Annotated in this window: 21 protein-coding genes; 2 read left to right on the top strand and 19 right to left on the bottom strand. The window is 63.8% G+C overall.

Annotated elements, in window-relative coordinates:
• Positions 1 to 7: 7 nt before the first annotated feature.
• The 8 genes from FR699_RS01880 to FR699_RS01915 all read right to left on the bottom strand — a co-directional run bounded on the left by FR699_RS01880 (position 8) and on the right by FR699_RS01915 (position 7807).
• The gene (locus FR699_RS01880) at positions 8 to 1180 is read right to left on the bottom strand and encodes an inorganic phosphate transporter (RefSeq protein WP_158853631.1); all 1173 of its coding nucleotides are present in this window, start codon (positions 1178 to 1180) and stop codon (positions 8 to 10) included.
• Between the two features lie 25 nt (positions 1181 to 1205).
• Entirely contained in the window at positions 1206 to 1655 is a 450-nt protein-coding gene (locus FR699_RS01885) for a YeeE/YedE family protein (protein WP_154552043.1), read from the bottom strand.
• A complete protein-coding gene (locus FR699_RS01890; protein WP_154552042.1) occupies positions 1655 to 2146 on the bottom strand; it encodes a YeeE/YedE family protein in 492 nt (163 codons plus the stop codon). Before FR699_RS01890 ends, FR699_RS01885 begins: the two co-directional genes overlap by 1 nt.
• A 9-nt stretch (positions 2147 to 2155) precedes the next feature.
• On the bottom strand, positions 2156 to 3349 hold the full coding sequence (locus tag FR699_RS01895; protein WP_158853633.1) for an MBL fold metallo-hydrolase: 1194 nt from the start codon (positions 3347 to 3349) through the stop codon (positions 2156 to 2158).
• 254 nt (positions 3350 to 3603) lie between these two features.
• Positions 3604 to 6189: a heavy metal translocating P-type ATPase gene (locus FR699_RS01900; RefSeq protein ID WP_370454768.1), complete on the bottom strand. Its 2586-nt coding sequence runs from the start codon at positions 6187 to 6189 to the stop codon at positions 3604 to 3606.
• 106 nt (positions 6190 to 6295) lie between these two features.
• Positions 6296 to 6874 carry a VIT1/CCC1 transporter family protein gene (locus FR699_RS01905; protein ID WP_154552040.1) on the bottom strand — a complete coding sequence of 193 codons (579 nt, stop codon included), beginning with the start codon at positions 6872 to 6874 and terminating at the stop codon, positions 6296 to 6298.
• A 2-nt stretch (positions 6875 to 6876) separates the two neighbouring features.
• A complete protein-coding gene (locus FR699_RS01910; RefSeq protein ID WP_154552039.1) occupies positions 6877 to 7164 on the bottom strand; it encodes a DUF211 domain-containing protein in 288 nt (95 codons plus the stop codon).
• 52 nt (positions 7165 to 7216) lie between these two features.
• Positions 7217 to 7807: an AsnC family transcriptional regulator gene (locus FR699_RS01915; protein ID WP_158853635.1), complete on the bottom strand. Its 591-nt coding sequence runs from the start codon at positions 7805 to 7807 to the stop codon at positions 7217 to 7219.
• Between the two features lie 112 nt (positions 7808 to 7919).
• Here FR699_RS01915 and FR699_RS01920 point away from each other — a divergent pair, with 112 nt between their 5' ends.
• A complete protein-coding gene (locus FR699_RS01920) occupies positions 7920 to 9302 on the top strand; it encodes a sorbosone dehydrogenase family protein (protein ID WP_158853637.1) in 1383 nt (460 codons plus the stop codon).
• 11 nt (positions 9303 to 9313) lie between these two features.
• Here the strand turns inward: FR699_RS01920 and FR699_RS01925 are convergent, their stop codons facing one another.
• The 7 genes from FR699_RS01925 to FR699_RS01955 form a co-directional block, all read right to left on the bottom strand.
• Positions 9314 to 9907: a DJ-1/PfpI family protein gene (locus tag FR699_RS01925; protein WP_154552036.1), complete on the bottom strand. Its 594-nt coding sequence runs from the start codon at positions 9905 to 9907 to the stop codon at positions 9314 to 9316.
• Between the two features lie 96 nt (positions 9908 to 10003).
• Complete coding sequence (locus FR699_RS01930) at positions 10004 to 10789, bottom strand: HAD-IIA family hydrolase (RefSeq protein WP_158853639.1); 786 nt, start codon at positions 10787 to 10789, stop codon at positions 10004 to 10006.
• Between the two features lie 48 nt (positions 10790 to 10837).
• The gene (locus tag FR699_RS01935; RefSeq protein ID WP_158853641.1) at positions 10838 to 12226 is read right to left on the bottom strand and encodes a response regulator; all 1389 of its coding nucleotides are present in this window, start codon (positions 12224 to 12226) and stop codon (positions 10838 to 10840) included.
• A gap of 116 nt (positions 12227 to 12342) precedes the next feature.
• The gene (locus tag FR699_RS01940; RefSeq protein ID WP_233263355.1) at positions 12343 to 13722 is read right to left on the bottom strand and encodes a hypothetical protein; all 1380 of its coding nucleotides are present in this window, start codon (positions 13720 to 13722) and stop codon (positions 12343 to 12345) included.
• Positions 13719 to 14504 carry an ABC transporter ATP-binding protein gene (locus FR699_RS01945; protein ID WP_158855691.1) on the bottom strand — a complete coding sequence of 262 codons (786 nt, stop codon included), beginning with the start codon at positions 14502 to 14504 and terminating at the stop codon, positions 13719 to 13721. Before FR699_RS01945 ends, FR699_RS01940 begins: the two co-directional genes overlap by 4 nt.
• Before the next feature lie 167 nt (positions 14505 to 14671).
• Entirely contained in the window at positions 14672 to 16171 is a 1500-nt protein-coding gene (locus tag FR699_RS01950; protein ID WP_158853643.1) for a PH domain-containing protein, read from the bottom strand.
• Between the two features lie 2 nt (positions 16172 to 16173).
• Positions 16174 to 16791 (bottom strand): PH domain-containing protein, encoded by a 618-nt coding sequence (locus FR699_RS01955; RefSeq protein ID WP_154552032.1) that lies wholly within the window; start codon positions 16789 to 16791, stop codon positions 16174 to 16176.
• 252 nt (positions 16792 to 17043) lie between these two features.
• On the opposite strand from FR699_RS01955, the gene FR699_RS01960 reads away from it, so the two are divergent.
• Positions 17044 to 17601 (top strand): NAD(P)/FAD-dependent oxidoreductase, encoded by a 558-nt coding sequence (locus tag FR699_RS01960; RefSeq protein WP_158853645.1) that lies wholly within the window; start codon positions 17044 to 17046, stop codon positions 17599 to 17601.
• Positions 17602 to 17649: 48 nt separating this feature from the next.
• Here FR699_RS01960 and FR699_RS01965 read toward each other — a convergent pair whose 3' ends face one another.
• The 4 genes from FR699_RS01965 to FR699_RS01975 form a co-directional block, all read right to left on the bottom strand.
• Positions 17650 to 19398 carry a hypothetical protein gene (locus FR699_RS01965; RefSeq protein ID WP_158853647.1) on the bottom strand — a complete coding sequence of 583 codons (1749 nt, stop codon included), beginning with the start codon at positions 19396 to 19398 and terminating at the stop codon, positions 17650 to 17652.
• Positions 19399 to 19463: 65 nt separating this feature from the next.
• Entirely contained in the window at positions 19464 to 19616 is a 153-nt protein-coding gene (locus FR699_RS13070; protein ID WP_199268268.1) for a hypothetical protein, read from the bottom strand.
• A 59-nt stretch (positions 19617 to 19675) separates the two neighbouring features.
• Positions 19676 to 20653 carry an aldo/keto reductase gene (locus FR699_RS01970; RefSeq protein WP_158853649.1) on the bottom strand — a complete coding sequence of 326 codons (978 nt, stop codon included), beginning with the start codon at positions 20651 to 20653 and terminating at the stop codon, positions 19676 to 19678.
• 117 nt (positions 20654 to 20770) lie between these two features.
• Positions 20771 to 23206 carry a glycoside hydrolase family 2 protein gene (locus FR699_RS01975; RefSeq protein ID WP_158853651.1) on the bottom strand — a complete coding sequence of 812 codons (2436 nt, stop codon included), beginning with the start codon at positions 23204 to 23206 and terminating at the stop codon, positions 20771 to 20773.
• Positions 23207 to 23519: the final 313 nt, after the last annotated feature.

Consider the following 23519-nt stretch of genomic DNA (forward strand, 5'->3'; position numbering starts at 1 on the left):
GGCGGGGTCACCCAACTGGTCCAATCGTTGCAACGCCATAGCCAAGCCCAAGGGCCAACCCGAGGGACCCGATCCACGCGAGCACCGTCACGAGGAGTTTCCGTCGACTGACGTCGGCCCCACCGACGGCCAGGCCACTGCCGACGATCCCGCTGACGATAATCTCGTTGAACGAGACTGGCACGCCGAGCAAGACTGCAATCTGAGCGATCAGGAACGAGGGGACGAGCGTGGCAATCGAGCGCCGTGGCCCCAGTGAGGCGTACTCCTGGGAGAGGGCTGTGATCATCCGCGGTGCGCCGGTCCAGGAGCCGACCAGCATCCCGAACCCGCCGCCAAGCAGCAATGTGACCGTCGGGACGGTCGATTGCTCCGCAAAGAGCGGCAGCAGGGGACCGACCGCGAGGCCGACCTGACTCGCGCCCGCCGAGAACGCCACGAGCGATCCGAGCGCGAGGAGAAAGCGCCGGAGGCCGCCGGTCAGGTCTCGGTTGATATCCCAGCGGACGAGGGCCGCACTGCCGACGCCCGCCAGCACGGTCACCAGCGGGACGGACAGCCCGTCACTCACCGGTAGCAAGCGCCCGCCGACCCCAGCGACCGTCCCGCCCATTCCTTCGAGAAGGGCAAACTCCAGGGTGACCACCACAGCCCCGACGAGGGCGGCGAGGATGGGGACGCTCACGTCTTCGGGCACGTCGGGACGTGGAAGCGTGCGTGCGATGGCAAACGCGACTGCACCGCCGCCGATCGGCGTGAGTAGCCACACGGCCCCGACCTCTCGGTACTTCCCCCAGGCTGGATCGCCACCCAGGGCCAATCCGACGCCGATCACTGCCCCCGTTACGGTGAACGCCGTCGCGATCGGGTAGCCCGTCTTGATGCCGACCGCCATCAGTCCCGCGCCGATCAAGAGGACGGCGATGACGCCCGTCGGCGGGAGCGAGACGCCCTCGATGAGCCCGCTCCCGACGGCTTCGGAGACGTTCCCGCCCTGGGTTACCGCGCCCAGAAAGCCCAGCACGCCGACGACCAGTGCCGCCCGGAGCGTCGAGATGGCGTTGGCACCGACCGCTGGGGCAAACGGCGTTGCGCCGCTGGAACCGGCCCCGATGACCCACGCCATGAACAGACTCGCCACGCTTGCGATTGCGAACAGGCCGATCGTCGCTAGATCCATACAATGAGAGAACGGGGGACTGCGGTCAGTTCGGCCACGATCGCCAGATGCCCTGCAGGTACGCGCCGAGGAACATTCCGCCGATTGCGAGCAAGATCGGCCAGTTGCCGATCCCCAGGCTCGCATACCCCGATCCGGGACAGACTCCGGAGATGCCCCAGCCGACGCCGAAGATGGCCCCGCCGATCAGCACGTTTCGATCGAAGGATTTCAGCCGGCGCTCGTAGATGTCACCGGTCAGCGGCGCACGCTGACGAAGCTGTGGGATGATCGCGAAGGCCAGCCCCGAGACGACTGCCGCACCGAACATCACGAATAGCAAGCCCAGATCGACCAGTTGGAGGAAGTCCAAGACGACTTCTGGACGGGCCATGTGACTGGCAGCGAGGCCGAACCCGAACAGCAACCCGCCAAGCAGGATCACCGGCATGAACAGCGGCTGACGGCCGCCGTCTGGCGCTGACGAGCCAGCCATTACGGGCTCACCCCCAGTGCCGTGACGATCTGTGCTGTCGCGATGGCGACGGCCAGGAAGCTCACGACGCCGACGAGAGACGTCTTCGAGCGCGACCCGATACCACAGACGCCGTGCCCGGACGTACAGCCCTTCCCGATCCGCGTTCCGATGCCGACGAGGATCCCGCCGGCCAGCAGTCGCCACCACTGGACGTCAGTGGTCCAGACTTCTCCTTGCCAGATCGCGGCGTAGACGGCTGCCCCGAGAACGATGCCCAGCGTGAAGACGATCCGCCAGTCACGGGAGGCGCGATACTGCTGGAAGCGCGATCGATCGGAGACGTAGGTGAGCGTCGATTCGAGGAACGAACTCGCGCCGGGAGCGATAGCCGTCGCGGCGTAGATGACGGCGGTACCGAGCCCGACGAACAGGCCCCCGATAGCATAGCGGGCAATGCCTTCCGGAAACAGCGTCTCGAATACCGACAGCACGATCGGGTCTGGGAGCATATCGATCGATCAGTCTCCGGCGAGTGAGTCCTGGCTGGCCGCACAGTTGTTCGGCCCCAGTTCGAGTGTGAACGCTTCCGCGTCGTCGATTGCGTTCTGGCCGAGGTTGGTTGCGATGATCGCCTCGTAGTTGGCCGGCCGGGGCGGCATATCAGCAAGCACCGCCTGGACGAACTCACTCTCGGACATCGAGAGGGCGTCCATTTCCTCGCGCAACTCGCCAAGCGGTGCCGTGTAGGTGCCGTCGGGGGCGGTGTCGGCGGCCTCGCTCGTGTGCCCACCGGCGATCAACACGTCGTCGGCAAGCGGCAAGATCCGCTCTTGAAGGGTCTCGTAGAGCTGCTTGGCGGCGTCTTCGGCCCCTTCATCACCGGCTTCCAGGTCAGGGCGGGCGACGCTCTCGACGAACAGGCCGTCGCCGGTCGCGAGCAGACGCTCGCCCACCAGGTAGGAGGTCATCCCGGTCGTGTGGCCGGGGGTGTGGATCGCTTCGATCTCGACGTCGCCGACGGTGAACACGTCGCCGTCCGATCCGGCGGTCAGTTTCTCGGCGTCTTCGACGCCGCGGTCGATCGCTGCGGCGGGCAGGACAGCCTCGACGCCTGCCTCGGCGAGGGCACGAATCCCAGAGACGTGATCGGCGTGGACGTGGGTGTCCAGTGCGTAGACGAGCTCGGCGTCGTGAGCCTGGGCATCGTCGAGATAACGGTCGGTGAACGCCCGCAACGGATCGATCACCGCCGCCTCGTCGCCGTCGACGACGAGATAGCCCAGACAGCCACTGGAGGGGCGCTGGTACTGGAAGACGGTCCCTGCTCCGTCGTAGCCCTCGAGTTCGACAGCCTCGTAAATCGACGCCCAGCCGTTCATGCCGTCGGCGACGTTGACGGCGTCGTAGCCTTCTTTCGCTAATACACCGGCGATATACTCGCTTGCTTTCCCCTTTGCACAGACCACAGTAATCTGCTCGTCTTCGGGGAGCGATTCGAAGACATCCTCGCCGATGTCCTCGTCCAGGAACTCGTAGTACGGCACATTGGTCGTCTCGACGGACTCGCCATCGATGTGCCACTCGTCGTATTCACCGCTCATTCGGACGTCGAGGATCGTGACGGCATCCCCGTCGTCGATCCGGGTCTTCAACGTCGCAGGCTCGATCGTCTCGGGCATCACGTCCGGTTCTGGGAAGTCAACGTCGGCCATGTGTATCGATTGTGGGTATCAGCCGCGCCCACAAAAGGGTTTTCAAAGTATTGCAAACTCTCCACAATACCTCCCGAAACTCTCACGTTGCTACAGTCGTCAACTCGTCTCTTTTGCCAGTATATAGGATCAACTAGTGTCCCTGTAATTTGGGGTCTTTACAAGTAAGCACAACAAAAGCCGTCCCGCAAACGATAGCGCAGACTTGTACGAAGTGAAAATACTGGTGGTGAACGAGGCCGGAAGCCCGGGATTCAGCGGCCAAACAGTCCCAGGAGCTTGTACTCGGCTTCGGGATCGTACCGGCGGAAGAGCAGACTGTTCGTCAGCACCGAGACGCTGGAGATCGCCATCGCCGCGGCCGCGAGCACCGGCTGGAGCAGTCCGATAGAGGCAAGCGGGATCATCGCCGTGTTGTACCCCAGTGCCCAGAAGAGGTTCTGCTTGATCTTCGAGAGCGTCCCCGCGGAAATTCTGATCGCTTTGAGAACGTCCAGCGGGTCCGAACGCATCAGCGTCACGTCGGCGGCCTCGATGGCCACGTCGGTGCCAGAGCCGATGGCCGTCCCGACGAACGACGCCGCCAGTGCCGGGGCGTCGTTGACACCGTCCCCGACCATCATCGCGCGCCGGCCGTCGGCCTGGATCTCCTCGATCGCGTCGGCCTTCTCGTCTGGCAGGACCGCTGCCTTGACGTTCTCCGGGTCGATCCCCACCTGATCCGCGACGGCGCGTGCGGTGCGTTCGTTGTCGCCGGTGATCATCCAGACGTCGGTGCCACGATCCGTAATCGCACTCACTGCCTCGGCCGCCGAGTCTTTGACTGTATCCGCGTCGGCGACGACCCCGACCAGCCGCCCGTCGACGGCGACCAGCATGGCCGTCTTGCCCGCCGATTCGAGCCGTTCCATGGCTTTGGCGGCCGGTTCGGGATCGATCCCGTTGTCGGCCATCAGCTTTCGGTTGCCGACCAGCACCTCGCCGTGGTCGGTCTCGGCACGCACCCCGTGGCCGGGCACGTTCTCGAACTCGTCGGGCTCGGCTGGTTCGAGCCCGCGCTCGCGAGCGCCAGCGACGATCGCGTGGGCGAGTGGGTGTTCACTCCCTCGCTCGGCGCTGGCAGCGGCTTCCAAGACGAACGATTCGGTCACGCTCTGCTCGGCTTCCAGCGTCCCGCCGTCCGCCGCGGTTCGGTCTGCCTCTGGGAGGGCGATCACGTCGGTGAGTTCCATCTCACCTTCGGTCAGCGTCCCGGTCTTGTCGAAGACCACCGTATCCACGTCACGGACGCGTTCGAGGACGTCCCCGCCCTTGAACAGGACGCCGTTTTGGGCACCGATGGTCGTGCCGACCATCGTCGCTGCGGGCGTCGCCAGCCCCAGCGCACAGGGACAGGCGATCAGCACGGCCGAGGCGAAGACGACGACGGCGAACTCGCCGATCCCGACTGCCGTCGGCCCGCCAGCGGCCAGGCCCCACAACGGCAGCGCGTCGACGAACCCGGCCAGCGCGTCGGGGAACAGGAACCACAGGAGTCCCCAGAGCACGGCGTTGCCGATGACGGCGGGGACGAAGACGGCGCTGATCCGGTCGGCGACGTTCTGGATCTCGGGCTGGCGGGACTGGGCTTCCTTGACGCGCGTGACGATCTGCTGGATCGCCGTCTCCTCGCCGACCCTGGTGGCCTCGATTTCGAGGACGCCGTTCTCGTTGACCGTCGAACCGATCACTTCCTCGCCCTCGCTTTTCTCGACGGGCACGGACTCGCCGGTGACCATCGACTCGTCGACCGCACTTGTTCCATCCACCACCACGCCGTCGGTCGGAATCTTCTCGCCGGGTCGAACCTTCAACCGGTCGCCGACGGCGACGTCTTCGAGCGGAATCTCTGCTTCCGTTCCGTCCTCGCGGATCACCGTCGCGGTGTCGGCCTCCAGTTGGAGCAACTCCCTGATCGCGTCACTCGCCTGGCCTTTCGAGCGCGCTTCGAGGTAGTTGCCCAGCGTGATGAACACGAGGATCAGCGCCGCGGTGTCGAAGTAGTAGCCGCTGCCGGGGAACCCGAGCAGACGGGCGACGCTATAGAGGTACGCCGTCGAAGAGCCAAGCGCGATCAAGACGTCCATGTTCGCCGTCCGGTTGTTGACCAGGGCGTTGTAGGAATTCTCGTAGAATTCCTTGCCCAACAGCACCTGGACGGGCGTCGCCAGCGCGAACGCGATCCAGGGCGTCCCGACCGGCCCGACCGATTCGGGAAGCACCCCGAGCCCGAAGACGTGATCGACGAGCATGACCAGCAGCGGGACCGACAGCGCCCCACCCAGCAGCGTCAGCCGGCGGAGTCGCCGTATTTCGGCGGTCCGGGCGAGGTCCTGCCGTTCCTGATCGGAGACGTCCTCGTCGTCATCTTCCTCGATAGGCGTGTACCCGGCAGCCTCGATGGCGTCGTAGAGGTCGGCCAGCGAGGCGTCGGCGGGGTTGTAGCGCACCTGGGCCTCGTCGGTCGCGTAGTTGACGTCGGCCCCGATCACACCGGGCGTGTCTTCGAGTGACGTCTCGTTTGCCTCGGCACAGTTCGCACACGACATGTCCGTGATACCAACTGTCACTGTCTCTGTGGCCGCCCCGTAGCCCGCCTCGTCGATGGTGTCGTAAATCTCGGCCAACGACGTCTCCTCGGCGTCGTAGGTCACTGTTCCCTCCTCGGTGGCGAAGTTCGCATCGACTGACTCGACGCCCCCGAGTTCGCCGACCCGCTCCTCGACGGTGCCGGCGCAATTGGCACAACTCAACCCCGAAAGTTCCAGTCTGGTCGTTCGTCGGGCTGTCATTGTCTCCATTTAGGGTCTCCTCGTTCATTCGGCTTTCCCCTCATATTCTCGCCACTATCTGGGGATGGAATTTCGAATGTAAAGTGGGGACACCGCCAAAGCTGTGAGAATCGGGCTATCCCGGGAGGCCGATATTGATCGCACCGACGACGAGGCCAACGAGTCCCGTCCGCAGGCCGGCGATTACCCAGTTTTGCTCCGAGAGATTGCCCATGTACGCCCCGAAGACGAACAGGAGCCCGACGCCGACGAGGACACCGATCACCGTCGCCCACAGCATCGAGAGGGCGACGCCGACGAAGAAGTACGGCACGATCGGCAACAACATCCCGATCGTCGGGCCGAGTCCGCTCATGGCCGCGTTGACCTTCCGGGCGTCGGCCTTGTGATCGTGCAGGCGTGTCTCTTCGAGGTCGGTGAGCATCTGTGCCTCGACGCGCTTGAGCTCGGCCAGTTTCTCGGCGCGTTCGATCTCCCAGACGCTCCAGACGCCCGAGGCCGCCAGGCCGACCGTCCCGCCGGCGACGATCCGGATGACTTCCATATTGGTGCTGCCGCCCAGGAACGAGCCGACGATGATGCCGATGCTGGTCAAGGTTCCGTCGAACCCGTTGGAGATGAAGTACCGCCGGGAGATCGACCGGACGTCCTCGTCTTCGAGCAGTTCCCGGAGCGTGGCGAGTCTGGAAGACACGGTTAGTCCTGATGGGTTTCGCTTTCCTCGACGAGGCGGCTCCCGCAGGCCACCTCGTCGGTAGAGTGGATCGTGCCACTCAACTGTTCGACCGTCTCCGCGACGGTGGTCTCGTCGATATCCTGGCCCTCGATCGTGATCTTGAGATTCTGGACTTCCTTGTCGGATTCCAGCAGCGAGACGTTTACGCCGTCGACACCCTCCAATCCGGCGAGTTTGCGGGCGAAGGTGACGTTTTCGACGTCGTTTGGCTTCAGCAAGTCCAGCACGAGTCGCTTGATCGAACTCATCGTAGGCGGGTTTCGAAGAGGGGCCCGTTAACGGTGCCGCTGTCCGGCCGCGTCACTCCGCCCCGGCGGCCAGTTCCTCGTAGCGATCGACGAACTTGCTCTGACAGGAGGGACAGCAAAAGTGATAGACGTCGCCGTCAAGTGTCGCAGTTTCTCCCTCGCTGGTGACCGTATTCCCACATTCGGCACAGGCCGGCGCGAGTTCGCCCGCACCAAGCTGGGGCGTCCACTGGCTGTCGGCGAGCATCCGGACGTCGATGGCGTCGATCGCCGTCAGATCGAGTTGCTCGCCCAGGAACCCCCGGACGTTGCGACGGTCGACGTGGGCGACGACCAACACTGTCCCGTCGGCCGTCCGGAAGACGTGTTCGACGGCCGCGGCCCCAGCTAGGTTCCCCGAGATGCCGGTCGCCTCGGGTTGGGGCGTCAATTCGATCAGTACCGGGGTGCCCTCTCGAAGCATCGATCGATCGACGTCGAGGGTAAACCGCTCGATGAGTCCCATCTCTCGGAGGCGATCGACCCGATCGGAGACGGCTGGGGCCGAGAGGTCGACTTGCTCGGCAATGTCGCTGTAGGGTCGCCGGGCGTCTTCGAGCAACAGGTGAAGGATCTCTCGATCAGTGTCGTCGAGTCCACGCATGGCCGTCACTGTGTGGCCCGCATCTATACGTGTTTGGCTCTCCTGACAGTCGGTTTCGGCACCGGTCTGGCCGGACCGAACGGTTAACTCCGCGTGGCCCGACAAAAATGGTATGTCTTTACGTCCCACTCGACGGACACTCCTCGCGTCGGGCGTGGCCGCGATCGTGGGCGGACTGGCCGGCTGTGTGGGGGAGCCGACCGACGATGGGACGCCCAACTCGCCGTCCGCAGCGACACAACCAGACGCCACGTCCCACACACCGTCCACAGAGACGGCCACTGGAGAACTGCCCTCGGCCGTGGGTGTCGAGCGCTTGGCCGACGGATTCACCGCCCCGATCGGCGTCGAGTTTTTGCCCGATGGGACGGCACTTGTCGCCGATCAAGCCGGGACAGTCCAGGCCATCGCGGACGCCCAAACCCGCCAACGACCAGTCCTCGATATCCGCGATCGGATGGTCTCGCTGTCGGGCTACGAAGAACGGGGGCTGCTCGGGATCGCCGTCCACCCGGACTATCCGGCCGATCCGCGGCTGTTCGTGCGATACAGTGCCCCACCACGCGAGGCAACGCCGGACAGCCACTCACACACGTTCGTGCTCGCGTCGTTCAGACTGGACGCAGAGACACCCGTCGCCGATCCCGACAGCGAGCGGGCGATCTTAGAGATTCCCGAACCCCAGGGCAACCACAACGCCGGAGCGATCGCCTTTGGCCCCGACGGGTATCTCTACGTCGGCGTCGGTGACGGCGGTGGCGGTAACGACGTCGGCACCGGCCACGTCGCCGACTGGTACGACGCCAATGCGGGCGGGAACGGACAGGACGTGACGGCGAACCTGCTGGGCAGCATCCTCCGGATCGACGTGACCGACACGGGCGAGGACCCGTACAGCGTTCCCGAGGCCAATCCACTTCTCGGCCGTGAGGGCCTAGACGAGCACTTCGCCTGGGGCTTGCGGAACCCGTGGGGGATGTCGTTTCACGACGGCGAACTCTACGCTGCCGACGTCGGGCAGAATCGATTCGAGGAGATCAACCACGTCCGGGCTGGCGGCAACTACGGGTGGAACGTCCGGGAAGGCCGCCACTGCTTCAGCACCGAGTCTCCGGGGTCGTCACCCGACTCCTGTCCCGCGGACACCCCCGACGGCGAGCCACTGATCGATCCGGTCGTCGAATACCCCCACAGCGGCCAGCCGGTCAGTGGCGTCGCGGTCGTCGGCGGATACGTCTACGCTGGCGAGGCGATGCCCGGCCTGTCCGGACGATACGTCTTCGCCGATTGGCAGGCTGACGGTCAGTTGTTCGTCGCGACACCGACCGAGGACGGTCCCTGGCAGACCGCTGCGGTTCCGATCGAATCCGAGGCCGTCGGGTCCCAGGTGCTTGGCTTTGGACGCGACGCTACCGGAGCGGTGTACGTCTGTACGAGCGAGCGGGGCCAGGTGACGGGTTCGACCGGTGCCGTCTACCGGCTCACCCCTGCCTGAGCTGGATCGATCTAGTCGTCGGCTGCCGCGACCGCACCGTGTTCGATGTCGGTCCCGAGCAGATCGAGAAACGCCGCGAGCCACTCGGGGTGGTCCGGCCAGGCCTGGCCCGTCACCAGGTTTCGGTCGCGGGCGACGCCCTCGACCCACGAGCAGCCAGCGGCCTCGACTTCCGCTTGGACGGCGGGATAGGCTGTCATCTCGTAGCCGTCGAGAACGTCCGCGGCCGCGAGGATCTGCGGACCGTGACAGATCGCCGCGACGGGCTTGTCGGCCTCGAAGAAATGCTGGACTGCCTCGATCACCTCGTCGTAGCCACGGAGGTACTCGGGTGCTCGCCCGCCCGGAACGACCAGGCCGTCGTACTCGGTCGGATCGATCTCGCTCATCGTCGCCGTCAGTTCGAAGTTGTGGCCACGCGTTTCGAGATACGTCTGGTCGCCACGGAAGTCGTGGATCGCCGTCTTGATCGTCTCTCCGGCCTCCCTTTCCGGACAGACAGCATCGACCTCGTGGCCGGCCATCTGTAAGGCCTGGAACGGTACCATGATCTCGTAGTCTTCGCCGAAGTCTCCGACAATCATCAACAGTCGTTTCCCATCCATGTGAATCACTGCGCGTGTTGCGCAGCTATCATACTGGTCGATAGTGATATAAGCTTTTGCCGGCGGTCGCGCTCGACGGTCGCTTGGGCGGGGTCCCTACAGATCCGCCAGAACCGTCTCGATGTCGCCCAGCGAGTCGATCACGTAATCCGGCGAGATATCGCCGTCGGGGTCCGGCCCGTCGTCGATCCCAGTCCGGACGAGGACGGTCGTCATTCCGGCTCGCTCACCGAGTGCGATATCAGTTCCGAGGCGATCACCGATCACGAGAGACGATTCGGTCGGTCCCGCCAATCGCTGCCCCACGGCGTCGACCATCAGTGCCGATGGCTTGCCGAAGATTCGGTCCGGATCGCGCCCGACCGTCCCAGCGATCGCGCGGACGATCGACCCCGATCCTGGCAGGGGCTTGCCGTCAGCGCCGGGGAACGTGCGGTCCGGATCAGTCCCGTAGAACGGGACCGGCCGTTCGAGGATGCGAAGAGCATCTACCATGTCGTCGTAGTCGAAGGCTGTCGTGTAGGAGGCCACGAGGACGTCGGCCTCGGCCGGGTCCTCACTGCAGGTGATGCCGGCCACGCGCAACTGCTCGCCGAGTCCGTCGTCACCGATCAGAAAGACGGTGTCGTCGGGGTGTTCGTCGACGAGAAACTCGGCCGTGACGACCCCGGAAGAGAGAACTTGCTCCGGGCTGGTCTCGACGCCGATGGTTGCGAGTCGATCGACGTAGGATTCGGGGCTGTGGACGGGACTGTTCGAGACGAAGAGGACATCTCTGCCCGCCGCGCGCAGGCGATCGATCCCGTCGCTTGCGCCGTCGATCGCCTCGCCATCCCGGTAGACTGTGCCGTCGAGGTCGACTACTGCACCGGCGAGTGTCATCGTGACGACTAGGGTAGTGGCAGGCAAAACCGCGACGGTTCGGCGAGATCACGCGCTGTCTGTCTCGCGGACATCGACGCCCGTGATCTCGAACCGTGCGCCGCCGCTGTCCGCTGCCGTGACGCCGATCGACCAGTCGTGACTGGCGGCGATCTGTTCGACGATCGACAGTCCCATCCCCGTCCCTTTCTGACTGGTCGAGAACCCGAGGTCGAACACGTGCTCACGATCGTCCGCCGGGATGCCCTCGCCGTCGTCGGCTACGTAGAACCCGTCCTCGAGTGCTCCCACTTCGACGGCGACAGTCGAACCACCGTGGTTGCTTGCGTTCTCGAACAGGTGTTCGAGTAACTCCTGGAGACGGCCGGGATCGGCCGCAAGCGTTAGTCCGGTGTCGACTGAGACGGTCGCCCCGTCGCTGGCGACGTTCTCCCAGGCGCGATCGGTAACCGTCGAGAGCGATACCGGTTCCGGGTCGTGATCGGCCCGGCCCTGTCGTGCAAGCGCCAGCACGTCGTCGATGATGTGCTCCATTTTCGTCAGCGATCGGTCCACCCGATCGGCGATCGCCGGGTCGACGTCACAGTCGCGTTCGATCAGTTCGAGGGAACTCAACGCGACGGTCAGGGGATTGCGAAGATCGTGGCTGACGACGCTGGCAAACGTTTCGAGTCGCTCGCTCTGGTGGCGGACCTCGCGCTCGTGTTCGACTCGCTCGGTGACATCTCGGGAGATCATCTGGAACGATCGGCGATCCTCACGCACGTCGACCGGGACGAACAGGTTGTGATAGCGACGCTCTCCGTAGACGTCTTCGCTCCCCTCTGTCGCGTCGTTTTCGAGGGCTTGGCGACCCGTTTCGAGCCTGGATCGGCCCACCTCGCCCAGTACCGACTGGAGGCGCTGTCCCGCAAGGCTAGCTGGGTCGGCATCGACGATGGCCGCCAGGGCGGGATTGACCGTCAGTAACTCCCCGTCGGCAGCGACCTGGGCGATGGCGTCGGGCGAGTTCTCGACGAGTAACTCGTGTTTCCGCTGGGCGCGCTGTTGGGAGACTACCTTGCTGATTCGATTTGCCAGTCGACCGTACTGCTGGTCCTCGACGACTTCGAGCTTGAGCAGGTAGTCCGCGACCCCTCTCGCGATGGCCTCGCTGGCGATCGTCTCGTCACCGCGGCCAGTCAGGAGAATAAACGGGATATCCCCGAACTGCTCGCGGACGGATTCTAGAAAATCCAGGCCGTCGCGATCAGGCATCTCGTAGTCACTGACGATGCAGTCGATCGGCTCGTCGTCGAGCAATGCTAACGCGTCCTCGACGGATGTCTCCGCGACCGTATCGATCTCGTGATCGGCCCGCAACGTTTCGGCGGTCATCTCCGCGAAGAACTCGCTATCGTCGACGACGAGTGTTCGAATCGGTATCGTGTTAGCCATCGTTGTCAGCTCCTGTTCGGTCTCGCCCCGGATTCCGGGTACCCACCGAGTCGTATGCGTATTTCGATGCCCAGCAGAAAATGGTTCTGTTTACTGTGTGATCGATTCGGGTCGGCCTAGCCTCGTGTCCGATCTCGCCAGCGTGGCCCGGCCCGATCCGCAACTGCGATCCCCACGACGCCTGCCAGCAGGGCGATCCCGACCGCCAGGGGCGGTGCAATCGTCGGATACCGTCCCGCGACGAGCGCCAGGACAACGAGTGGGACTGCAACCATCGCTATCCCCACGCCAAAGAGAGAAAACCGGGCCACGTCGAACAGCAGGGCCGTCGGTGACAGCCCGGCGAGCAGTGCCGAGACGCCAAAGACGTACACTGCAACCGCCGGGAAGACGAACACGCCCACCAGCAAGTCCTGGGGCCGAAACCACAGGCTGGCCGCCCCGAGCACGACCAGCCCACTCGGGACTGCCAGGGCGAGAAACGCGAGCAATTTGCCACCCAACAGTCGCCTCGCTGGGAGTGGGTAGCGACGGTATTCTCCGGGTGTGTCGAACTGCATCACCCAGGCATAGGTCGTGAACGTTCCCAGCCCCAGTAGCGTCCCGAAGGCGATACCGGGAGCAATTTCAAGCCCTGCGGCGTCGGCAACGACGACCAGCAACCAGCCCGTCACCGCCCCGAACACCGACAGTGAGAACAGGACTTTCCAGACAGACCCACCCGAGCGGGCGACCTCCCTGAGCGTTCGGCCGGCGACACCATAGCCCACCGGCAAGGCCGGGACCCAGCTTGCGGGTCGCTGTCCGGACTCGACCGGTTCGAACAACACAACTGCGACGAGGCCACTCACGACCAGTGGCGTCGCCCCGCGAAGGCCAGTCGCGAGCGTGGGGTCTCCGTAAAAGGCAGCCGGCGTAAACGCAAGGAACTCGATGTCAGTGCCGAAGATCGCCACAGCGAACAGGCCGATCACGGCCACCAGCGCGAGCCGACTCCGTGTGCCGATGGCGACCGCTGCGAGACTCACCGTGACCCCAAGCGCGAACGCTCCGGCCAGCGTCACCCACAACAAGAGGACCTCTCCCAGGGACGTCCCCGCGACGATCGCTCGAACGGCGTCAGCGATCGCCAGTGGCCCGACGACGAGTCCCGAGTAGTACAGCAGGTCTTTGAGGACGAACGTCGCCAGGAGTCGGCGCCAGGATATCGGGAGCGTCCGGTAACTGCTGACGAGCAACGTCAGTTCGCCAAACACGGCTTCCATCGCGTCCCGTCCGATCAGGCCGATCGTCCCAACTTGCAGCCCCAGAAACGCCACGAGGACGTGCAGGCCACCGACGACGGTCCCACGACCCACGCCGAGATCGGAGAGGAGTGAGAGCCCGACGGCAGCGAGAGCGAACACCGCAAGCGGGAACGCGCCGAACCGGCGACCACCAAACAGTTGTGTGTGCAGTCGCCACTCCTCGCGAATCATTTCGCCGAGGAGACTCACGTGTCTGTGGCCCCCGCTTGGCTGCTATCGTCGGCGCCGGTGGCCGATCCACGCGACCCACGTGCCGTCGATCCCGCACTCTTCTCGACAGTTTCGACGAAGTACTCACGAAGGTCGTCGGTGTCGAGGGCCGTCGTGTCCCTCGTCGATTGGAGGTGTCCGCCGTCGAGGATCCCGACGCGATCACAGAGGTCGGCGGCGACATCGACGAAGTGCGTCGACAGAAAGACCGTGTTCCCGGCCTCACGATAGGCGCGCAATTCTTCTTTGACCCGTTCTTGGAGGATCGGGTCGAGATTGACCAGCGGCTCGTCGATGAACACGAGGTCGGGGTCGTGGACGAACGCCTGGGCGAGCATCACGCGCTGGCGCTGGCCTTCCGAGAGGGCCGCCGCGGTGGTGTCGAGGGCCGCCGTGAACTCCAGGCGCTGTGCCCACTCTCCGATCCGATCGTCGATGTCGTCTCGGTCCCGAACATCACCGACAAACCGGAGGTACTCCCGCGGCGTCAGGAAACTCGGTGGGTCCTCCCGCTCGGGAAGAATGCCCACCGCTTCCCGGACGTCGAGCGGACTCGCGACGGGATCGATTCCCAGGACGCGTACGCTGCCCGCGTCCGGTTGGTGCTGGCCTGTCAACAGGCCGATCGTCGTGGTCTTGCCCGATCCGTTCGGGCCGAGCAGCCCGAACAACGACCCCTGCTCGACGGACAGCGAGAGCGAAGACAGCGCCCGCAGGTCACCGTAGCGTTTGGTGAGGCCGTCGGTTTCGATCGCCGGCACGATCAGCTCACCACCCAGGTCCATCCCAACTGTTTCGGGGCCGCCACGCTTCGCAACCGACTCAGCACCGAGTCTTGCATACTTCCGGTGGGTCGGGCGATTCCCTTAGCTGTTTGGCCGGCTGGTGACGTCTCGATCCGGGACGACTCGCCGACTCTCAGGTGTCCTCAAGCAGACGCTGGCTCGGACTGCTCGTTGGTTTCGGATCGACGCGTGGTCAGTGCTGTTTGCAGTCGATCGCCGACAGCCTCTCGAAGTTCTGTCGCGACGGCATCGTCGATGTCTGCGGCGACGGCATCGTCACCGCGCAGACTACTCGACCCTGCCGTGTCGATAACTACCGACGCCAGTCGACGACGCCGCTGGAAGATCGACCGGGAACTGACGACCGTCTGGACGCGATAGGCGGGAACGATCGTGATCCGCTGGCTCCAGAAACCATTGCGCGTGATGACGTACTCCTCGCCGAGGTAGTACCCACGATGGCGCCACTTGAGATGGGCGGCGATGGGGACTCCGACGGCGAGCAGGGCGGTCAGGTACCACGGACCGGCTACGTCGGGATGGAGCGTTATCGCGTAGGCCCCCGCGACCAGCACACCGACGACGAGCAGGTACCGGGCCGCATATCGCTGTCGCGCCCGTTTGGGCGGCCGTTCGAACGTGAACTCCTCGATCGGCTCGATCGAGCGAGCCAGTTCTAGCACCCGGTCGCGTTCGGCAATCGGGATCGCCGCCTGTGACCGTGCACCGCTGCCCTGTTCGGGCGAATACCCGGCCGTCTCGATCGTCAGGCTGGCGTACCCCAGCCACCGTGCGAGGACGTTCTCACGGATCGACAACGTTTGGACCTTCTCGACGGGGATCGACCCACTGAATCGCTGGAGGAGACCCCGCTCGTAGCGGTATTCCTCTCCGCGCCGATATAACTGGAAGTCGTAATAGCGCAACACCGAGATGATGCCGCTCAATACTGCCGTGGCGACGATCGCCCCGACCCCGACGATCGGGCCGACGAGGAACAGCTGCTCGGTGTCGGGGACGATCTCGGCGATCATCGTCGGCCCGAAAATCGAGAGTGCCCCGAGCAACAGCGGGACGAGCCGCAGGTCCATCGAGACGATGCCCAGGATCCCCAGTTCTCGGGGCGTGATCGCGAACAGTGTTCGCCCGGAAGCGGCCGCTGGCTGCTGTTGGCCGTCGACATCCTCGCTGTCGTCGCTGCCTCGACGGCGTGGGACTTCTTCTTGGAGTCGGCTCGCTTCTTCCCGGTTGACGTACTGCAACTGGGCCTCCGTCTGGCCGCCACCGGCTGTTTCCAGGCGGACTTCGGCGATCCCGAGCAGGCGCTGGATCACGTTTTGACGGAGGTCGACGTTCTGGATGCGGTGATAGGGGATCTCCCGGTCGCGTTTCGAGAGCACGCCAGAGTGAATGTCGAAGGTATCGCCCGTGAGTTCGTAGCGAAAGCGTCGGTGGTAGGCAACCTCCCAGCCCGCGACCAGCGCGACGCCGATGGCAGCGAGGCCGACAAAGATCACCGCACCTTGCAAGAAGCTCCCACCGGACCCACCGGACCCCGCCACGCCGGCGAGGACGATCGCGCCGCCAATTCGAACACTGTTCTCGGCGATTCGGTAGGGGATCGAGAGGGGATCGAGTCGCATAGTCAGACGGCATCCTCGTCTGCGGTGTCCTTTGCGAGCACTTTCAGCCGATCTTGTAGCTCCTCGGCCTCGGCCGGTGTCAGTCCCGGAATCGTCACGTCGGCTCCGCGTGACCCAGCTGTATAGACCACCAGCGAGGACAGCGAGAGGGCACGTTCGACCGGCCCGCGGCTCGTATCGATGTGTTGGATCCGCACGAACGGGATCACGCTCGTGACGTGCGTGACCACGCCGCGTTCGAGATACAGCGCGTCCTCCCGCACTTGATACTCCCAGGAGCGATACAAGACGACGACGTAGAGGCCACCGAGGACGGCAACGAGGACGAAGGCACCGACACCGGGCAGCGGTCCCCACTCGAAGCCAAAGACACTGAGCGCCCCGATCACGATGCCGACGACGGCGGCGGCCAAGACAGCACTCAACAGCCACTTCCAGCGCACCCGTGCTTCGACCGTCCGGGTATCGGTCTGGAGCGGTGCCCGATCGACCGTCGCGGCGGTGTCGCTCTTCTCGGTGGCGTCCGGCCGTGAGCGCTCTTGGTGTTTGGCCCCGCTCCGCCCAGACTCGGGACCCTCGGCCTCGTTGGCTGATCCAGTCGTCGGGTCGGTGTCTGTCATTACCCGCCCCTCCGTTCGGCCATCGCTTAACGGTGGTGGGACACTGCTGGCTCTGCAAGCCGCGATATGTGGCCCGCTCGCGTCGGGTACCCGGCGTTCAGCGTGCTTAAACGCGGACTCGCCCACGGTATCGGCCGACGCTGCCAGTCTCCCCGGAAGGTGACGTCGTTCGGTCCCGCTCTGGTCGTGCATCGAGCGGTTTGTATCGTCGTCGAACCAACGCTTATCTGGGCGGCGATACTGTCTTCTCGTATGGCAGATGTCATCGTCGTCGGCGGCGGTCCCGCCGGCCTGAGTGCGGCACTGTTCACTGCAAAAAACGGCCTGGAGACGACGGTTTTTGACACCGACGAGACCTGGATGCACAAAGCTCACCTGTTCAACTACCTCGGCATCGAGTCGATAGACGGCAGCGAGTTCATGGACGTCTCTCGGGAGCAAGTCGAGGCGTTCGGCGTCAACCGCTCCCAAGACGAACCAGTCACGGCTGTCACAGAGACAGACGAGGGATTCACTGTCGAAACCGAGGACAGCGAGTACACAGCCGAGTACGTCGTTCTGGCGACCGGTGCTGACCGCTCGCTGGCCGAGGAGTTGGGCTGTGCGACCACCGACGAGGGTGTCGTCGACGTCTCCGTCCAGATGGAGACCAGCGTCGCGGATGCCTACGCGACGGGCGCGATGGTCCGGGCCGAAGAGTGGCAGGCCATCATTTCGGCGGGCGACGGCGCGGCAGCCGCGCTACACATCCTGAGCAAGGAGAACGGCGAACACTTCCACGACTTCGACGTGCCTGCAGACGCCGAGTAGGGAACGCGGCTGGACTATTTTCGAACGATCGGTGTCCCGACTGCCCCGTCAGTTTGCCGTCTCGTTGTCGGTCGCGCGTTCGTCCCCTGGCGCGACGATCTGGGTATCCTGGCCCGCTTTGACGGGGATCCGATCGACGACTTCACCGTTGTCATTCGTGATCAGGACGTAGTAGAGTACGTCCTCGCCGTCCGGTGCCGGCTGGACATCCGTGCCGTTCTCGCCGGCGGTGAGTTCGTCTTCGTCGATGTCACCCCGGATGAACTCCCGGATTGCGGTGTCGTCGCTGAGTTCGATCGCGTTGTTCGCATCAGCGTTGACGAAGACGTTCCGCGTCACGTCGGTGTAGTCGGTCGGTGCGACCTTGATGTGCCACCAGAGGTCACCGTCGACTATCACCGGGACTGGCTCGGTGACGACGAAGTTGTCGCCCCAGCCAGTCTGGGAGTCTTCGTTTCGAGCGATCCCCATCGCCCGTTCGGGACCAGTCAGCGTCTCCTCGTCAGTCCCGAAGAAGGTGTATTCGCCCGTCTCTGCGTCGGCGAGCCACACTTCGTCCAGCCCACGCGTATCTTCGCCGTACGGTTCCATCGCCGTGACGTAGGACATCCGCTCGCCTTCGAGGTCGATTACGAACGGCTGTTCGTTGTTGGCTCCCTCCGGGAGGGCTGCGACTTCGATTTGCCCCTCGTGAGCGCCGACGACGGGCAACTGGTTGATGATCCCCTCACGGTACCCGAGCGACCCCATCTCGGATCGGGTCAACGTCATCGGATAGAGCCGCTGGCCGTCGAGAATTTCGTTTTCCTGTGCTTGCTCTGGCGTGAGGTGCTCGATCGTCCCGTCTGGGTGGACCAAGGCCCCACCGTTCCACTTCGGTGTCGTGTGTGGCAACGGGAGCAGGTGCCACTCGTGGCCAGTCTTCGGGTAATAGAGGTAGGGCTGTCCGTCGTGGCTGAACTCGACGGCTTCGTCGTTGTACTTCGAGAGATACCCGCCGAGCTTGACGTTCCACCGGGCCGAGCGGTGGAGCCACATGCCTTCACCGTGTGTGAAATCGGCCTCGTAGACGGTGATTTGTTGTTCGTCCATCGAGGTCATGTTGGCGACGAGGACGCCCCGCTGATTTTCAAGCAGCTTGTTTCTGGCCCCGTCGGGTTCGATCGGATACGACCACGCCAGCGAGCCGTCTTCCTGTCTGGCGATGTCGCTCGCCCCGAGACGGTGTGTCCGATAGGAGACCGACCCGCGGGTCGTCACGTCAGAGACTTCGCGTGGCACCACGCGCGGGTTGTTCGCGTTCGCCTGCGGGAACTCATCCAATTCAGTCGCATCGGCCATCGTCTGCTGGGCAAGTGTCCGCTGTTCGAGTGCCCCCGCTGGGATTCCGACGAGAACCGAGAGGACGAACAGCACAGTCACGATCCCGCCGAAGATGCGAAGTTTCCGCATCGCTGACCCGCTACTTGCGAGGACGTCTCCGGCTGGTGACTCGTCGTCTTCGAACAGCACTGACACCATACTGCGTCGCTTCTCGTCACGTTCGAGCCGCCAGGGCGGGAGGAACCACAGGACGAGTGCCGTGACGGCGGTACCACCGAACAGTACCAGTCCGGATGGCGTGTACAGTGTTGCATAGACGATCCCGTGGATCAGCGGCCGCACGAGATACAGCACACCGACCACGATTGCGAGGATCACTAACCGCGTCCCCAGGAAGGAGGGCAGCCGTGATCCCGATGCAGACACGTTTACGTCCGGGTCATCGTCGTCCCCGGAGATATCGATCTCTGCCATGGGTTGGCTGTCGGTCCGTCGGCCTATATACTACGGGTTTGGCTGTGACTCGCTGCTCGATCCCGTCACCGTTGTGGCGGCCCGTGATCGTCGGAGAGAAAGATACTGTCGGCTTCGGGGTCGAAGTACACCTCGAGTGCTCTGAGCGCCCCGGCGTCGGCCGAGATCATGATGAACGCGAACAGCAACACGGCCGGCAGGACGATCTGGAGGACCATATACCCGGCGTCGAACGCGACTGCAAGAAGCGTTTCGACCGGCGAACACGGCCGCCGTCTCACTCGTGACCGGACACTGGTACGGGTTCGTACGGCTCTTTAAGGTACCGCTGGTCGGACTCGCTGAGACCGATCTCCAGGGCCTCGACGGCATCTTCCAAGTGCTCGACGCTGGTGGTGCCGACGATCGGTGCGTCGACGGCGTCCTGGTGGAGGAGCCATGCCAGGGCAATCTGGGCCATCGTTACGCCCTTCTGGTCGGCCAGTTCCGCGACGCGGTCGTTGATTTCCCGGCCACCCCCCTCGAAGTAGAGGTGTTTGCGAGCGTGGCCGTCAGTCTCGCCACGGGTCGTCGCGTCGAATTCTTCGTGTGGTCGAGTCAGATAGCCACGAGCCAGCGGACTCCACGGGATGACGCCGATCCCCTCGCGTTCACAGAGTGGCAGCATCTCGCGTTCTTCCTCGCGATACAGCAGGTTGTAGTGGTTTTGCATCGTCTGGAACCGTTCCAGGTTCAGTCGCTCGCTGGTCGCGAGTGCGTCGGCGAACTGGTAGGCCCACATCGACGAGGTGCCGACGTATCGTGTCTGCCCACGCCGAACGGCATCGTCCAGTGCTCGGAGCGTCTCTTCGATCGGTGTGTCGTCATCCCAGCGATGGGTCTGATAGAGGTCGACCGTCTCCATGCCGAGGCGGTCGAGGCTGGCCTGGAGTTCTTGTTCGATCGCCTTCCGGGAGAGCCCGCCCGAGTTGGGATTGTCCTCGTCCATCTCGAAAAAGCCCTTCGTGGCGACGACTTGCTCCTCGCGGTCGTACTCGGTGAGGACGTTCCCGAGGACGCGTTCGGACTCCCCGAGGGAATACATGTTTGCGGTGTCGAAGAAGTTGATCCCGAGGTCGATCGCGCGTTCGATAATCTCCCGGGATTCGGGTTCTTCGAGTACCCACTCACGCCAGTCACTCGTCCCGAAGCTCATACAGCCCAGGCAGATCCGACTGACCTCCATGCCAGTCTCGCCAAGCGTCGTATACTCCATGGAGTCTCTGTGGATTGGCGAGTGTAAAAACGTATTTCGTCCCGAGATCACACTCGTGCCTCTCCCGTCTTTCGAGTGAGAGCTGCCCGTCGGTACTCCCAGAAGATCGGCGGGCGATCAGTACGTGTCTTCGAGGTGAGTCACCCCGAGTGTCGATGCGAGTTCGTCGCCGTCTGCCTCTCCAGTGAACGAAACCGTCCGGGTTTCGCCCGGCGTGAGATGGACGTAATTGTCCGAGAAGTGCCCGGCCAGTGCGGGGGCCGATAGCGCCACGAACAGCGCCGCGTCGTCGCTCTCGAGGGTAACGGTGTCGCCCTCGACGGTGACGTCGACGTCCGCCCCAGGTAGGTCCAAGTGCTTGAACGGCTCGAAGAATGCGGTATTCCGGCCGGTGTAGTCGTCGGCCGATAGCGTCGCTCGGAGCAGGTACGATTCCGTGGGGACATCTGCGAACGCCGGGCTCACGGTCGCGACCCGCTTGCTTTCGAGTTCGTCGAGAGTGACGTCGATACTCCGACTCGCCAGTACGCCGCCGTCGAACGCGATCGCGTCGAGTTCGACCGTCCCCTCGATCGAGTCGGTCACGTCGCTAGTCACCCACAGTTCGAGACTCTCCTCGTCCGGGTCGTCGTGGAACGACACCAGTACGTCCTCGAAGAACCGCTTGGCCATGTACTGGAGTGCCTTCCAGCCACCGCCGTATTCGATCGATGACCACGACGCGACCGGCCAGAGGTCGTTGAGTTGCCAGAAGATCGCGCCCATCGAGTACGGCTTCAGGCGCCGCCAGTGCTCGACGGCGGTCTTGATCGCAAACCCCTGTTGGAGCTGACTCAGATACACGAAGTCCGCGAAGTCGAACGGGATCCGGAAGTGATCAGCCATCCGGGCGAGGATGAGGCCGTTGCCATCCGGGTGGCGCTGGTGGTGCTCCATCAGCGGGTCGGTCGGGTTGAGCGATTCCTCGGGAACCACCGTCTCCAGCAACTCGATCGAGGGGAACGACTGGTAGCCGAACTCCGAGACGAATCGCGGTTCGACCGTCAGGTAGTCGGCGAACGGCTTCCCACCGTGCCAGACGTCCCAGTAGTGGATGTCGCCTTTCGCGGGATTCTGAGGATTGGTTGCCTCGATACCGCTGGACGGCGAGGACGGCCAGTAGCGTCGGGTGGGATCTTCCTCGGCGACAACATCCGCGAGTGCCGACTCGAAGAGGCGGTCGTACTCATCGAAAAGGACCTCACTGTCTGTCCTGTCGCCGTACCAGCCGTGTTCGAGCCCCCATTCGTTCTCGTTGTTGCCACACCACAGCGCGATCGAGGGGTGGCTGGCCAGCCGACGGACCTGATCGCGAACCTCCCCGGTCACGTTCTCGACGAAGGTGTCGTCGGCCGGGTACAACGAGCAGGCGAACATGAAGTCCTGCCAGACGAGCAAGCCCAGTTCGTCACACCGCTCGTAAAAGTAGTCGTTCTCGTAGTACCCGCCGCCCCAGATCCGGATCGTGTTCATGTTGGCCTCGGCGGCGCTTTCGAGCAACTGGTCGTAGCGATCCGTGCTGACGCCGCCGTACATCGCGTCTATCGGGATCCAGTTTGCGCCCTTGGCGAAGACGGCCACGCCATTGACCTCGAAGGAGAAGCTCTCAGCGTTCTCGCCATCGACCTCGCGGACGACCGAAATATCGCGGAAGCCGACCCGTGTCGTTGCGCTGTCTGCCCCGTCGATCGCGACGGTACAGTCGTACAGCGGCTGGTCGCCGTATCCTCGCGGCCACCACCGGTCCGGATCGTCGACGGTCACGCTGACGGCGAGTTCAGACTCGCCGGCCGCGATCTCTCGCCGCTCGGTCGTCTCACTCCCGGCGATCGAGACCGTTACAGCGTACTCACCGTTGGTCGGTGAGTCGACGCCGACGACGGCCGTGAGTTCGACGCCGTTGCCGTCGTGGTCCTGCTGTGGTTTGACGTAGGTAATTCGCGGCTCTGCGTGACCGATCAGTTCGATGTCGCGATAGATACCGACCGTCGGGAGGCACGGGCCCCAGTCCCAGCCGTAGTGACACTGGGCTTTCCGGATGAAGTTCCGTGCCGGCTGTTCGACGGGATACTGCGTCACTGGCACCTCGTGTGAGTAGGCGTCGCGCTGTTCGATGGCGTACTCGACGGGTGAATCGAACACCACACTGATCTCGTTCGTCCCGATCTCGAGGGCGTCAGTGACGTCGAACTCGTAAATCCGGTGCATGTTCGACGTCTCGCCGATGTCCGTCTCGTTGATGCGGATTGTCGCTACTGTGTCGACGCCCTCACAGCGAAGCGTCACTCGGTCCTGCTCTACCAGTGTTTCGTCGATCTCGAACTCGCGTCGGTACTCCCAGTCGGTCTTGCCGACCCACTGGAGGTCGAGTTCGTTGTCTTCGTCGTAGGGGTCCGGAATCTCACCCGCGGCAACCAAATCCGTGTAGACGCCACCTGGTACTGTGCCCTCGAACCAGTCGCCGTGAGGCCGTTGACGGCACTGCCAGGAACCGTTTAGGCTGTGCGTCTTCATGATCGGTACTCACAGCAGTCCTAAATAGTTGTTGTGATTTTTCGTCTTTCCTAATGCAGGTGTGCAATTCGCCGTTTGGTATCGCTCTCGGACGCAGCTGGGCGTGACTCCTGACGGTCGACAGCGACGACTGAGACCGGAGTCCTTAGAGTGTTGAGACAACCGTCTGTACTATGCCACTGGCCGTTAGTGCACTGCGGAGAAATCTACAATAGTAATATATCAGACTATTCTATAGACGTATCAAAAATCTATACTGGGGCGACACTGCCGTTACTATCTCTGTATACTACTATTTAAACCATTATCTTTA

The organism is Halorhabdus sp. CUG00001, assembly GCF_009797925.1.
Classification (GTDB): Archaea; Halobacteriota; Halobacteria; order Halobacteriales; family Haloarculaceae; genus Halorhabdus.